This is a genomic window from Streptomyces aureocirculatus (assembly GCF_000720475.1).
GTDB lineage: Bacteria > Actinomycetota > Actinomycetes > Streptomycetales > Streptomycetaceae > Streptomyces > Streptomyces aureocirculatus.
Window position 1 is genome coordinate 154,049 of the sequence record NZ_JOAP01000010.1, and the last position, 13,817, is coordinate 167,865.

11 protein-coding genes and 1 pseudogene are annotated in these 13,817 nt (G+C 72.4%); 7 read left to right on the forward strand and 5 right to left on the reverse strand.

Annotation, left to right across the window (positions count from 1 at the left end):
• Positions 1-94 precede the first annotated feature (94 nt).
• Positions 95-1,810 (reverse strand): glycoside hydrolase family 6 protein, encoded by a 1,716-nt coding sequence (locus IG78_RS0112205; RefSeq protein WP_030562122.1) that lies wholly within the window; start codon positions 1,808-1,810, stop codon positions 95-97.
• A gap of 315 nt (positions 1,811-2,125) precedes the next feature.
• Between IG78_RS0112205 and IG78_RS0112210 the strand changes: the two genes are divergently transcribed.
• The gene (locus IG78_RS0112210) at positions 2,126-3,676 is read left to right on the forward strand and encodes a bifunctional phosphatase PAP2/diacylglycerol kinase family protein (RefSeq protein WP_030562123.1); all 1,551 of its coding nucleotides are present in this window, start codon (positions 2,126-2,128) and stop codon (positions 3,674-3,676) included.
• On the opposite strand, the gene IG78_RS0112215 is transcribed toward IG78_RS0112210, so the two are convergent.
• Entirely contained in the window at positions 3,660-5,309 is a 1,650-nt protein-coding gene (locus IG78_RS0112215; RefSeq protein WP_030562124.1) for an aminotransferase-like domain-containing protein, read from the reverse strand. The two genes, IG78_RS0112210 and IG78_RS0112215, sit on opposite strands and share 17 nt — an antisense overlap.
• 28 nt (positions 5,310-5,337) lie before the next feature.
• Between IG78_RS0112215 and IG78_RS0112220 the strand changes: the two genes are divergently transcribed.
• The 4 genes and pseudogenes from IG78_RS0112220 to IG78_RS0112235 all read left to right on the forward strand — a co-directional run bounded on the left by IG78_RS0112220 (position 5,338) and on the right by IG78_RS0112235 (position 8,190).
• Positions 5,338-5,937, forward strand: coding sequence for a LysE family translocator (locus IG78_RS0112220; RefSeq protein ID WP_030562125.1), 600 nt, complete (start codon positions 5,338-5,340; stop codon positions 5,935-5,937).
• A 122-nt stretch (positions 5,938-6,059) separates the two neighbouring features.
• Positions 6,060-6,758, forward strand: coding sequence for a B3/B4 domain-containing protein (locus tag IG78_RS0112225; protein ID WP_030562126.1), 699 nt, complete (start codon positions 6,060-6,062; stop codon positions 6,756-6,758).
• A 258-nt stretch (positions 6,759-7,016) separates the two neighbouring features.
• Positions 7,017-7,325 (forward strand): annotated as a pseudogene (locus IG78_RS0112230) (LysE family transporter); the annotation flags it as partial.
• 223 nt (positions 7,326-7,548) lie between these two features.
• On the forward strand, positions 7,549-8,190 hold the full coding sequence (locus IG78_RS0112235; RefSeq protein WP_030562128.1) for a histidine phosphatase family protein: 642 nt from the start codon (positions 7,549-7,551) through the stop codon (positions 8,188-8,190).
• A 37-nt stretch (positions 8,191-8,227) separates the two neighbouring features.
• Here the strand turns inward: IG78_RS0112235 and IG78_RS0112240 are convergent, their stop codons facing one another.
• On the reverse strand, positions 8,228-9,112 hold the full coding sequence (locus IG78_RS0112240) for a cation diffusion facilitator family transporter (protein ID WP_318657854.1): 885 nt from the start codon (positions 9,110-9,112) through the stop codon (positions 8,228-8,230).
• Between the two features lie 17 nt (positions 9,113-9,129).
• Positions 9,130-9,402, reverse strand: a complete 273-nt coding sequence (locus IG78_RS51245) for a hypothetical protein (protein ID WP_225882014.1) — start codon at positions 9,400-9,402, stop codon at positions 9,130-9,132.
• Between the two features lie 393 nt (positions 9,403-9,795).
• Between IG78_RS51245 and IG78_RS0112245 the strand changes: the two genes are divergently transcribed.
• Entirely contained in the window at positions 9,796-10,662 is an 867-nt protein-coding gene (locus IG78_RS0112245; RefSeq protein ID WP_030562130.1) for a GntR family transcriptional regulator, read from the forward strand.
• 49 nt (positions 10,663-10,711) lie between these two features.
• On the opposite strand, the gene IG78_RS0112250 is transcribed toward IG78_RS0112245, so the two are convergent.
• A complete protein-coding gene (locus IG78_RS0112250; protein ID WP_404827673.1) occupies positions 10,712-12,118 on the reverse strand; it encodes a helix-turn-helix domain-containing protein in 1,407 nt (468 codons plus the stop codon).
• 328 nt (positions 12,119-12,446) lie between these two features.
• Here IG78_RS0112250 and IG78_RS0112255 point away from each other — a divergent pair, with 328 nt between their 5' ends.
• Positions 12,447-13,772: a M64 family metallopeptidase gene (locus tag IG78_RS0112255; RefSeq protein WP_030562132.1), complete on the forward strand. Its 1,326-nt coding sequence runs from the start codon at positions 12,447-12,449 to the stop codon at positions 13,770-13,772.
• Positions 13,773-13,817: the final 45 nt, after the last annotated feature.

Below are 13,817 nucleotides of genomic sequence, written 5' to 3' on the forward strand. Positions count from 1 at the left end.
CCGGTGGGTGACGTCCAGAGTGCGTCGAAGCGCTTCGACCGACCGCAGGGGCGGGCCGGGAGGTGGATGTTCGGCCCGCCCCTGGTCGCCGGCGCTACAGCGCCGGGTGCGCGTTCTTCATCAGTTCCTGGAACTGGGCCGAGAACCAGTGTCCGGACAGCGGCGCGTCCGGCAGTGCCCCGGACTTGTTGTGGCCGTTGCGCGGATTTCCCTCGTAAGTGGGATCACACATGCGGTCGAAGCCCTTGCCCTCGTTGTTGGGGATCTCCTTGCTGGAGCCGTCGGACTCGCCCGGCGGCTTCATCCACACATAGGCGTCGATGCCCGCGGCCGGTGCCGCCTGCGGGCGTTCGCCTAGGCCCGCGCCCGACTGGTTGCACCAGTTGCCGATGTGGACGCGCCGGTCGATGCGGCCGCCGTTCACATAGGAGTCGACGTCGGTGCCCGCCCCCGGCCCGGCGGGCCGCCCCGCGCCGCCCCAGCCGTTGCGCGAGGTGTCGATCAGCATGCCGATCCTGGAGTCGAAGCCGACGGAGACGAGCTTGTCGCGGAAGGCCTGGGCGAAGGTCAGCTCGTCGGTGTAGCGGTTCCAGTCGACCCACTTGGACTCGCGCACCGACCTGCCCGCCACCGTGTCGCCGATCCTGAAGTGCTCCTCCTTGAGGGCGCTGTAGTTGGCGGTGTTGGCGATGAAGCCGTGCACGTCGGCGACGGTGGCGCCCTCGGCGGTCGCCGCCTGCTCGAACACGTCGGCCGACGGTCCGAAGTTGTCGTCCCAGCCGATCCAGCCGTGGTGGCCCGCGTCGACGTAGTTGTAGACGTTGGGTACGTCGCCGAGCTTGTTCAGGGCGTAGCCGACGCCCTTGACGTAGTTGCCGTTGGCCTTCATCACGTCGCACTGCGGGGTGGCCGTCGGGCGCCCGCCGGTGTTGGTGACGAGGTTCGGCAGGGAGTCGATCTCGACCGTGGTGACGATGCGCAGGCCCGCGTACTTGGAGTCGGCGAGGATCGTCTTGATCGGGTCGATGTACCGCGTCTTGTACGTGTCGATCTCGGTCGGGCCCAGCTCGCCGTTGGAGGCCAGGGCGGCGCAGTCGCGTCCCGGCAGGTTGTAGATGACGAGCTGGACGACGAGTTCACCGCTGCCCTTCTGCCTGAGTGCCTCGTCCAGATGGTCGCGCAGGCCCATCCCGCCGTTCACGCCGTTGATGGCGGCCGTGCGGTCCAGCCAGACGCCGGTGGGCTGCCGGGCGATGCGGCCGCCGCCCGGCTCGGCGGCGGCCTTCCTCGACCACTCGGGGTTCACATACACCTTGGCACCGGCGTACGGGTTGTCCACGCGGCTGCCCTGCCCGGGCGGGTCCGTGGGGCCGCCGGGGTCGCCGCCGCCGTCGTCGACGTCGCAGGTCACCCCGTTCAGGGTGAAGGCGGTGGGCAGCGCGTTGGGGCCGCTGTGCGAGGCGTTGAAGCCGAAGCCGACCGACGCGCCGGTCGCCAGGGACCCGTTGTACGCCTCACTGGCGGCGGTGACGGTGGCACCGTTCTGGGTGATGCCCGCGTTCCAGCCCTGGGTGACCTTCTGGTTCCCCGCGTACGACCACTTCACGGTCCAGCCGGTCTTGGCGGGGCCGTGGTTGGTGACCGTGACGGCGGCGGTGAAGCCGGTGCTCCACTGGTTCTGCAGCTTGTAGTCGACGCTGCAGGGGACGGCGGCGGTTCCCGCGTCCCCGGCGGTCACCGCGGTCGCGGTCCCGGTGGCCGCGGCGACCAGGGCGATGGCGGCCAGTAAGGCACTTCTCCTGCGGTTCATGAGCGGCTCCTTGCAGATCGGGCACGCCACACGGGCGTGCCGACTGATGAAATCGCTCCCACTGGTGGTGAAGAAGGTAGCGGCAAGCGGCACGGACGAACAGGGGCGGCGGCAGGTTCAGAGGTGTCGAACAACTTCGACTCTTGAAGAGCCTTGACCCCTCTCGTCACTCTGCCCATGATGGGAGCGCTCCCACTGGTTCACAGCTTGTCCGCACAGCCAACCGCCCCGATTCTTCGGGGGAACCGGAGGTGAACCGGACGGACCCCGCTCCCCGCGACGCGTCGGTGCCGGGCGTACGCGTATAACGGGGACATGAGCGATCACTCTCCCGGAGCCCCCGGAGCCCTCCGGCGCCTGCTGCGCACGCTGGACCACACCGCGTTCGACAAGGTCGCGACCCGGTCGTGGCCGGGCGCCGAACCCGTGCTGCCCCGGCTCAGCCGGAGCGCCAACCACGGGCTGCTGTGGTTCGGCATCGCCGCGGGCATGTGGGCGGTCGGCGGCACCCGGGAGCGGCGGGCCGCCGTGCGCGGTGCGGCCTCACTGGCCCTGGCCTCGGCAACCGTCAACACCCTCGGCAAGCGGGCGGTGCGCCGCTCGCGTCCGGCGCTCGACACGGTGCCGGTGATACGGCATCTGACGCGGCAGCCGGTGACCAGTTCCTTCCCGTCCGGGCACGCCGCGTCCGCCGTCGCGTTCACGGTGGGCGCCGCCCTTGAGTCGCGCCGCTGGGGAGCCGCGATCGCGCCCGTCGCTGCGTCGGTCGCCTTCTCCCGCGTCTACACGGGGGTGCACTATCCGAGCGATGTCCTGGTCGGCGCGAGTCTCGGCGCGGGTGCCGCCTTCGCCGTACGCGGTCTCGTCCCCTCGCGCTCCCAGTTGCCGCCCCCGGCCAGGCCCCGGGTCGACGCCCCTGCCCTGCCCGAGGGCGAGGGCCTGTTCGTGGTGGTCAACCCCTCCTCCGGAGCGCAGCCGCAACTGGCCGACCCCGTAAGACAGTTGAAGATCGCCCTGCCACGTGCGGAAGTGATCATCTACGAGCCGGACGCGGGGCCGCTGCCCGACGTGATCGCGGAGGCGGCGCGGGACGCGGCGCGCTGCGGCGGCGTCCTCGGCATCTGCGGCGGCGACGGCACCGTGAACGCGGCCGTGGCGCCCGCCCTGGCGTACGACGTGCCGCTGATGGTGCTGCCCGGCGGCACCTTCAACCACTTCGCCGCCGACCTCGGCACGGAGACCATCACCGAGGCCTGCGCGGCCGTCGCGCGCGGTACCGCCGTCCGTGTGGACGTCGGCCGCATCTCGGCGGTCGCCACGCCCCACTCCCCCGCGCCCGCGGACGCGGAGGCCACCTACTTCCTCAACACCTTCAGCCTCGGCTCCTATCCCGAACTCGTCCGGCTGCGGGAGCACTGGTCGCCGCGGATCGGCGGCCCCGCCGCCACGGTGCTGTCCGCCGGCCGGATCCTGCGTACGAACGAGCCCCTGCGCGCCGTCGTGAACGGCCGGCGCCGCGCGATGTGGCTGCTGTTCGCGGGCAACGGCGCCTACCGCAACGTGGGCATCGCCCCGGTGCGCAGGCACGATCTCGCCGACGGCCTGCTCGACGTCCGGATCGCCCACGGCGGCCGCTTCGCCCGCACCCGCCTGCTCGCCACCGCCCTGGCCGGCGGACTCGCACGGACCCGCCTGTACGCGTCGGCGCACTCCCGGCGCCTCCTCGTGACGGGGCTGCCCGAGGGGACGCAGATGGCGTACGACGGGGAGGTGCGGGACGCGCCCGCGGCGCTGCGCGTCGACAAGCTTCTGGAGGCCCTGACGGTGTACCGGCCGCTGGAGGAGCGGCCTACGCTGGACCACTGAGCAGGTCGCCGAGGATCGCCACCCCCTCCCGGGCCGCCGTGGGCGTGCTCGCCGCATAGCCGAGTACGAGGCCGGGCCGCCCGGGACGCTGGGTGTGCCAGGACAGCGGCTGGACCTTGACGCCGCGCTCGAGGGCCGCCGCGGCCAGGGCGGTGTCGTCGTGGCCGGGCGGGAGGGTCACCATCAGGTGCAGCCCCGCGGCGGCTCCGTGGACGACCGCTTCCGGCATCGAATCCGCGATGGCCGCGATCATGGCGTCGCGCCGGACGCGGTGGCGTCTGCGCAGGAACCGCAACTGGCGTTCGAGGGCGCCGGACTCCATCAACTGGGCCAGGACCAACTGGGGCAGCGCCGCGTTGCCGAGGTCGGCGAAGCGCTTGGCGTCGACCAGTGCGTCGCGGTAGCGGCGGGGTGCGAGCAGCCAGCCCACCCGCAGCGCCGGGGCGAGCAGCTTGGACACGCTGCCCGCGTAGGCGACATGCTCGGTGAGCGTGGCGCGCAGCGCGGGCACCGGCGGCCGGTCGTAGCGGTGTTCGGCGTCGTAGTCGTCCTCGATGATCAGGCCGCCGTCCCGGGCCCAGGCCGCCAGTTCACGGCGTCGGGCACCGTCGAGGACCACGCCCGTCGGGAACTGGTGGGCGGGGGTGAGCAGCGCGACACGGGCACCGGTGGCGCGCAGCGCGTCCACGCGGACGCCCCGCGCGTCGACGGGCACGGGCGGTGACTCCAGGCCGGAGTTGTGCAGGTGCTGCCGGATGCCCAGGGAACTGGGGTCCTCCAGGGCGACGCGGGTGACTCCCTCGTCCCTGAGCACCAGGGCGAGCAGTCCGAGGGCCTGTGCGGTGCCCGCGACGATGAGGACCTCGTCGGGGTCGGCGGCGATCCCGCGGTTCACGGCGAGCCAGCGCGCGACGGCGCGGCGCAGCGCCGGGGTGCCGCGCGGGTCCCCGTACCCGAAGTCCGCGGGCACCAGTCCGGCGAGCACCGTCCGCTCGGCGCGCAGCCAGGCCGTACGGGGGAACGAGGCGAGGTCGGGGAGGCCCGGCGACAGGTCGATGCGGGCGGGGGCGGCCCGCAGCGCGTCGAAGACGCCCGTGCCGGGCGGCACCGCGAAGAGCATGCCTGTTCCTGGTGGGCCGGAGGTTCTGGGCACGCCGGGGGCCCGGGGGGTGCCGAGCGCTCCGGTCACGCCCGACCCTCCGGACACCCCGGCATCGGCGTCCGGGGTGGCGGGGGCAGCAGGTGTGGCGGGGGTGAGCGGGGTGTTCGGGGGGCCGGGTGCGTGCGGTGCGTCCGGTGCGGTCGTCGGGCGGGCGAGGGGGGCCGACAGGACGATCGTTCCCGCCCTGCCGTGCCCGGCGACGTGGCCGTCCTCGGTGAGGCGTCGGTAGGCCTCCGTCACGACGCCGCGGGAGACGCCGAGTTCATCCGCCAGGACGCGCGTCGCCGGCAGCCTGCTCCCGGCGGGCAGCAACCCCTCGGCGACCGCGCGCCGGATCTCCCGCGCCAGCCAGTCCGACATGCCGCCCCGGGGAGCCTCGGCGGGGTTGAGCTGAAGGAAGTCGGACGCGGCCACGGCACGGCCCTGTCGCGTTATGGACCAGTCAGAAGGTGATCCATTGGACCTGTTCATGGATCCATTGTGCCGCCAGAGTCAAGGCATGGAGTTCCTGCTCACCTCATTCGTGCTCACCGTGACGCCGGGCACCGGAGTGCTGTTCACCGTGGCCGCCGGTCTCTCGCGCGGCACCCGCGCCGGCGTGGTGGCGGCCGTCGGCTGCACCCTGGGCATCGTCCCGCACATGCTGGCAGCGATCACGGGGCTCGCCGCACTCCTGCACACCAGCGCACTCGCGTTCCAGACACTCAAGTACCTGGGCGTGGCCTACCTCCTCTTCATGGCGTGGAAGACGCTGCGCGACACGAGCTCCCTGGCCGCCGAGCAGGACGGTTCACCACGCTCGGCCCGTGACGTGATCCTGTCCGCCGTCCTGATCAACCTCCTCAACCCGAAACTGACGCTGTTCTTCTTCGCGTTCCTGCCCCAGTTCGTCGACGACAGTGAGCCCTACGCCTTCCTGCGCATGGCCGAACTCAGCGCGTACTTCATGCTGGTGTCCCTGGTCGTGTTCGCCCTCTACGCGATGTTCGCCGCGGCCGTGCGCGACCACGTCATCGGCCGGCCCCGGGTCATGGCCTGGCTGCGGCGCGTCTTCGCGGGCGCCTTCGCCGTGCTCGGCGCCAAACTCGCCCTCCTCTGATTCCGGCCGCACCCGCGTCCCCTGTCGCCGACCGCCTTCTCACTGGTCCCACTGATCCCACTGATCCCACTGGTCCCACTGGTCCCACTGGTCCCACTGATCCCTCACTGATCGGAAACACCGTGCACTTCCAGCATGCGAACGACCTCTGGCAGGACTTCCCCCAGTTGGTCGCCGGAGCGATCTCCGCCCGGGGCATCACCTGTGACGCCTCCGTCGACAGGCCCGTGGCCGCGTTCGGCGCCACGGCCGCCGAGCGCCTTGCCGTGACCCCGGAGAGCGCCCTGCCCGAAGTGCAGGCCTGGCGGCGCGCGTTCACCACCATGGGCCTGAAGCCGACGCAGTACCGCTGTGCCTCGGAGTCCCTCCTGCGCCGCTTCCGCAAGGAAGGCGCCCTGCCCCGCATCCACCCCCTGATCGACCTGTGCAACGCCGCGTCCCTCGCGTACGGCATCCCGGTGGGCGTCTTCGACATCTCCCGCATCGGCGGGAACCTCGAGGTCCGGTACGCCGACGGGGACGAGGCCTACGAGACGTTCTCCGGCGAGGTGGAGCGGCCGGCGCCGCGGGAGGTCGTCTTCGCCGACGACCACCGCAGGGCCCATGCCCGGCGCTGGACCAACCGCCAGAGCGGCCACTCGGCCGTCCGCGACACCACGTCGGACATCCTCATCGTCGTGGAGGGCCTGCACGAATCCGCCCCCGCGGACGTGGCGAAGCTGATCGGGGCGCTCGCGGACGAGCTGCGCGCCGTCTGGGGGGTCGACCCCGTGTCGGCGGTCCTTTCCTCGACTGCGCCCCGCTTCACGCTCACGCGCTGACTTCCGCTCACGCGGTGACTTCACGTACTGCGGTTACGTACCGGGACGACCGCTCGCGCGGTGACGACGGCTCTCCTCATCCCCCGTACTCCACCAGGCCGGTGGGCATCACCACCCGTCGCCACGCACCCGCAGGACCGCCCCGCCGTTCCCGCACCCGCCGCATCAGAAGCCGACCCGCCGTACGCCCCAACTCGTCGCTGTTGTAGCGGACGAGAGTGAGCGGCAGGCCGAGGGCGTCCCGGGCCGGGGGCGTCGCCGGATGCTCCGTCCCCCGCCCGCGCCTACACCAGCCTCCTCGGCGTCACGCTGCTCAACCCCACCACTGTCATCTACTTCGCCGCGCTCGTCGTGGGCAACCGGACCGACGTGCAGCCCGACCGGCTCGGGCAGGCGGTGTTCACGCTGGCCGCCTTCGCCGCGTCCGCGAGCTGGCAACTGCTGCTCGCCGGGGGCGGGGCGCTCCTCGGCCGCGCCCTCACCGGCCGTCGCGGACAACTGTGCACGGCCCTGGCATCCAGCGCCCTCGTCGTGGGCCTCGCCGTCCACATGGTGGCGTCGGCTTGAGGCCGCGGAACCGGACCTCCGGCACCGGCGGAACCGGCCCCGCCGCCCCTGCGTCCCTCCGTACACGACCAAGATCACGGTGCGTCCGGTGGCCTGCGGGCACCGTCCGCCCGTGCGCCGAGCACCGAACCGCACCGCCGCGCCACAGGGCGCCACGCCGCACCGCACCGCACCGCACCGCACCGCACCGCACCGCACCGCATCGCACCGAGGAGTACCGCTCATGACCGGATCGGCCGCCCGCTATCTCTACCTCGCCCGCCACGGCGAAGCCACGCCGGACGAGTCGGAGCTGACCGAGCGCGGCCGTCGGCAGGCCGTGCTGCTCGGTGAACGTCTGCGCGGCACCCCGCTCGCCGAGGTCACCCACGGTCCGCTGCCGCGCGCCGAGCAGACCGCGCGTCTCGTGCACACCCAGGTCACCCAGGGCGCCCAGGGCAAGGGCGTGGCACTGACGTCGTGCGACGCGGCCGGGGACTACCTCCCCCATGTGCCGGCGCGCGCCGAGCTGCCGCCGGATGCGGCCGACACCGTGCTCGACCGCCTCTCCGCCTTCCCCGCGCCCGAACGGGAGCGGGGCCCAGGCCTCGCGCGAGCCGCTCTCGACCGCTTCACGGGCCCGGTCCGAGGCGACGAGCCGCGCCACGAGCTGGTCGTCACGCACAACTTCCTCATCGGCTGGCTGGTCCGCGCCGCCCTCGACGCGCCCCCGTGGCGGTGGATCGGCCTCAACCACACCAACGCGGGCCTCACAGTGATCCGTTACGCACCCGACAGGCCCGCGTCCCTGCTGCTCTACAACGACACCGGCCATCTGCCGCCCGAGCTCCGCTGGACCGGCATGCCACCGGAACTGCACGTCTGAGAGCCCGGTGGCGGTGAGCCGGACGCCTGCGCCCGCGTCAGTGCGGGTGCGGCTCGCTGCGGTGCCTCGGGCCGTGGCCGCCCGCGCAGTGGGGTGCCGCCGCGGCCGGGCCGGGGCCTGCGGTGGCGGCCGGGTGCGGTGCGTGGTCCTCGTGGTCGATCTGGAGGGTGGTGTGCGTGAGCCCGTACGTCTCGGCGAGGAACTGGTCGAGGTCGCGGCGTACGGCGTGGCAGTCGCCGCCGGGGTGGACCATGACGTGGGCGGACAGGGCGGGTTCGCCGGAGGTGATGGTCCAGATGTGCAGGTCGTGGACCTCCGCGACGTCGGGCGACGCGGCGAGGCGGTCGCCTATGGCGTCGGGGTCGAGGCCCGCGGGCGCTGCTTCGAGCAGGATGCGGCCCGAGTCGCGCAGCAGCCCGCAGCCCGCCTTGACCATGAGGGCGACGACGAAGAGCGTGGCGATGGTGTCGGCGCGGGCGAAGCCCGTGGTCATGACGACGACACCGGCCACGGCGGTGCCGATGAACGCGAACAGGTCGTTGAGGATGTGCTGGTAGGCCCCCTCGACGTTCAGCGAGGTCCGGTTGGCCTTGGACAGGCACCAGGTCGCCCCGAGGTTGACGGCTACGCCGGTGAGCGCGGTGGCGAGGACCATCCAGCCGGTGACCTCCGGCGGGTGCAGGAGCCGTACCACGGCCTCGTAGCCGAGCCAGACCGCCGCGAGCAGCAGGGTGAGGCCGTTGGCCTGCGCGGACAGTATCTCGACGCGTTTGAGTCCGAAGGTGTACGTGCCCTTGGCGGGCCGTTGGGCGAGCCGCATCGCGATGAGAGCGAGAATGATGGAGAAGGCGTCCGTGAGCATATGGACGGCGTCGGAGAGCAACGCGAGGGACCCGGCCGCGAAGGCAATCACGGTCTCCACCGAAATGAAAACGCCAATCAATACGAGCGCCAGCGAAAGCCAGCGCCGATCGGCGTCGGCGGACACACCATGGCTGTGTCCACCGTGGCCACCCGCCTGGTGGTCATGGTCATGGTGCGGGTGAGCGTGCCCCACGTGCCCCACAGGAAATTCCCCCCAGAAATAATGGCATCCGACGCGCGGCAGTCAATCGCACTGTGCTGCCGCCACGCAAAGGCTGCATCGGTGACCGTTTTCAATTCCGGAAATAAATCCCGCCGAGACCGTTCCGAATCGACGGGAATCGCCACACGGGAGAATGTCCGGTTATTGACGTTTCAGAGCGACGCCCGCGAAGAGGTCGGGGCGCGGGCACCGTGTCCTCGAAGGTGATGCCCGCCTCGCGGTGGGCGGCGTCGCGGGGTATCCGGCAGGGCCGCCGTGCCGGTCCGACACCCCTCGATCTGACCAGTCGCGTCAGCAGGTCAGATGACCACTTGCCGGTGAATGAAGGTGATACGGCCCCACCGGGCCGTAAACCTTCGACGCGGACGTGGACAACCCTCAACTAGGCGTCACTCATGCGTAGTTGCCCGTACGCGTGTCCGACTCCTCTGGCTACACTTCGCTTGACCAGCCGGGCGGCGACGCTGCGCCGCGGCGAGGCGAGGCGAGCGAGGCGGCGACGTGAACGAGAGGACGGCATGGAGACCGACGCACCGGGGACCGTGCTCAAGCGGGAGCGGGTGCGCGACTACGTCCTGGAACTGATCGAGTCGCGGCGCGCCGGGGACGGCATCCCGTCCGAGCGCACCCTGTGCGCCCACCTCGGCGTGTCCCGGCCGACGCTGCGGGCCGCGGTCGACGAACTCGTCGCGGCGGGCCTGCTCGTACGCCAGCACGGCCGCGGCATGTTCGTCGCACCCGCGAAGATCACCCAGGAACTCGTCTCCGAGCGGGCCACGCTGACGGTCCCGCAGGCCGCGGGCGCCTGGTCGAGCAGGCTCCTGGAGTTCACCACGGTGGCCGCCGGGGCCCGCGTGGGCCGCAAACTGCGGATGTCGCCGTCCGGGCGGATCGTGTACGTGGCACGGCTGCGGCTCGTCGACGGCACCCCGATGGCCGTGGAGCACCTGCACCTGCGGGCCGACCTCGTGCCGGGCCTGACCGCGCGCGAACTGGAGACCGGTGACCTGTACGCGCATCTGCGCGAGCGGCACGGCGTACGGGTGCACGAGGCGACGCAGACGATCGAGCCGACCGTCGTCACCCGCTCCGAGGCCCGGCTCCTGGACGTCCCCGACCTGTCCCCCGCCCTGCTCTTCGAACGCCTCACCACGGACACGGCGGGCCGCCCCGTGGAGTACGTCCACTCCCTGTACCGCGGCGACCGGTACCGCATCGTCTCCCGCCTCACCCTCGGCCCCGCGGCCACGCCCGACTCCGCGCCCGACCCCGCGCCCGGCCACCACCCCGGCATCCCGCCCTGCGACTTCACCCGCGGCGACCCGGTGGCCGCTGCCTCCCTGGGCGGTGACGTACAGGACACCCCGGACCCTCAGGAGCCGTGAAACCGGGGCCCCGGCGGACACGGCCGCAAGCACTGCCGGTCCGGGTGCCTCACATCGGCGGGGTCGCGGGGGCCGGGCCCAGGGTCGTGGTGCCGGGGGCCGCGCGGTGGCCGAGGCCCGTGCGGTAGGCGTCCATGGCGGCCTCCACCCGGCCCGTGCGGCGCAGCAGATCGCCCAGGAGGCGGCACAGGTCCGCCACGTCGCCCGCAGCGCTGGAGCGTTCCAGGAGGGACAGCGCGGCGCAGTAGTGCTCCTCGGCGCCCTCGGTGTCGCCGCGTTCCTCGGCGATGAGGCCGAGCAGCCGGTGGGCGCCGCCCGCGTGCACCGCGCCGCGCTCGGCGCCCAGGGCACCGGTGGCCCCGCCGGAGGTCAGCAGGGGGCGTAGCAGCGCCTCCGCCTCCTCGGGCCTGCCGCGCCGCCGCAGCACGTCGGCGAGTTCGACCTCCACCTGCTCGGTGAAGAGCGCGGCGCGCTTGGAGGCGAGCATGTCGCGGGCCGTGCGCAGCTCGCTCTCGGCGCGCTCCAGATCCCCGTCCTGGGCATGGACGTAGCCGCGCATCCAGTGGCAGTGGGCCAGCTCGGTGCGGATGTGCAGATGCCGGTAGAGCTCCTGGGCCTTGGCGAGGGAGGCGTCGGCCTCCGCGGTGCGGCCCTCGGCGATCAGGGTGCGGGCGACCCCGCGGTGCATATGGGCGACGAGGGCGGGATCGCTGACGCTCGGCGCGAGGGCGAGCGCGAGTTCGGCGGCCTGGGCGGCACGGGCGTGCGCTCCCATGTCCATGTACGGGGCGATGGACGCCGTGTACAGGAGCAGCAGGGCGTCCGGGTCGTGCAGGCCCGCGGCGTTCAGCTCGTCGAGGGTGGACTCCAGGAGGTAGCAGGAGTACCGCAGCTCCCCGGTGAGCAGATGGGCGGTGGCGCGGCCGCGGATGGCGGGAACGCGCCGGGGCAGGGGCTGGTCGGCGAGGAGGCCTTCGACGGCGGCGAAGCAGTCGCGGGCGTCGGTGAGTTCGCCGGACTCGAGCAGACAGTCGCCGAGGCCTTGCAGGGCCGAGGCCTGTTCGTCGGTCAGGCCGTGCGCCACGGCCTCCTCGTGCAGTGCGCGGAAGAGCGCGGCGGCGTCCTCGGGGGCGCCGGTGGCGAGGGCCCGCCGTGCGTCGGTCAGGCGCAGGCGCAGGTCCGTGGCCAGGCGGGCGGGGCGGCCCGTGGCCAGTTCCTCGTAGTCGACGCCGAGCCGTCCCGCGAGGTGGCGCAGCGCCGCCTCGGAGGGCCGCACCTTGCCGGACTCGAGCGTGGACACGTACGCGGCCGTGTAGGCGGGCTCGGCGAGCTGCCGTTGGGTGAGTCCCCTTTCGGTACGCAGCCGCAGCACGCGCCGGCCGATCTCGACGGGGTCCACGGCACCGTCGGGACGCGCACCCCCGGGACGCGCACCCCCGGCATTGTTCTCCGCCACCTCTCCCCTTTCCTGGGTTTCCCTGGGTTTCCCTGGGTTTCCCTGGGTTTCCCTGGGTCGGCCCCCGAGCTAAGTCGAAGTCGACGGTGGTGCATAGATGCCGGGGGGAACTCCCACGCCCGCAGCCCCGTGCGACGGGTCGGGAGAGGGCGTGCGGGTGCTCCGGTGCGCCGTGCGCGCGGGTGTGCGCCCTGGCGTGAACTCAACTGTGTCATCAGCGCCTTGTGCCTCACCATTGCCTCGCACCCCCGGGAGCCTCTACCTTGAGCGGCGCCTTAAGCAGGCTTAACTCGCCATTTACACGGCGGATTTCGGAAGGACCCCCACCATGCGCAGACGCAAGTCCGGCATAGCCAGACGTACACCGCTGAAGGTCGCCGCGGCCGCGGGGATCGCCCTGTCGGCGACGCTCGCCGCCACGGCGGGCGCCACCGCCGAACCCGGCCCCACCCGGTCCGGCGACCGGGCCACCCAGCACGTCGAGTACTTCACGGGCCCCGGCGGCCACCCCCGGCACACCGAGGTCCCGGCGCCCGAGCCGCTCTCCGCCCGGGAGCGCAGGACCGTCGCCGACGACGGGACCGTCGTCCCGATCGTGCAGAACGGCCCCACCGGGTCCAAGGCGGACGTCGTCTTCATCGGTGACGGCTACACCGCCGCCCAGCAGGAGGACTTCCACGCCGACGTGCGGAAGAAGTGGGCGGAGGTCGCAGCCGTCCAGCCGTACGCCTCGTACAAGAACCTCTTCAACGTCTGGGCGGTGGACGCGCACTCGCGCCAGTCGGGCGTCTCGGGCGACCCGACGAGCAACGTCCGCAAGGACACCGCGCTCGGCTCGGCCTTCTTCTGCGACGGCATCGAGCGGCTGCTGTGTGTCGACACCAACAAGGTGGAGGCGTACGCGAAGAAGGCCGCCGACCCCGACCTGGTGATCGTCCTGTCGAACTCCGCGAAGTACGGCGGCGCGGGCTACAACGACATCACCTCACCGTCCGGTTACGACGGCATCGCCACCGCCTCCTCCGACCACGCGCAGTCCTCGCAGGTCGTCGTGCACGAGACGGGGCACTCGCTCGGCAAGCTGGCGGACGAGTACTGGTACGACGAGTACGGCACGTACACCGGTGCCGAGCCGTGGGAGTCAAACACCAGCAAGCTCACCGCCGCGCAGCTCACCGCGCAGAAGAAGAAGTGGTACCGCTGGATCGGCCAGGCCTCGCCCGACGGCGGCACCGTCGGCACGTACGAGGGGGGCGGCTACTACCCGCGCGGCCTGTACCGGCCCACGGACAACTCGATCATGCGTACGCTCGGCCGGGAGTTCAACTCGCCGGGGCGGGAGGCGATGATCACCGGCTTCCACCGGCACGCGTCCGTCGTGTCGGCACGCACGCCCACGGACACCGTGGTGCGCCGGGGGCAGCGCGTGAAGGTGCAGGCGGCCAAGGGCGTCCGGCTGCGCTGGTCCGTGGACGGGCGGTCCGTGAAGGAGAGCGCCGACGCGCGGTCCGTCACCCCGCGGGCCCTCGGCGTGCCGGCGGACGGTCGCACGCACAAGGTCACGGTGCGGGCCACCGACCCGACGCGCGCGGTACGTGACCCGGAGCTTCGGAAGCTGCTCAGCGGGTCGCTGACCTGGCGGGTCTCGCGCTGACGCAGACATCGTGACCGCATCGGCGCCCCCGCCCTGCTCGGGGCG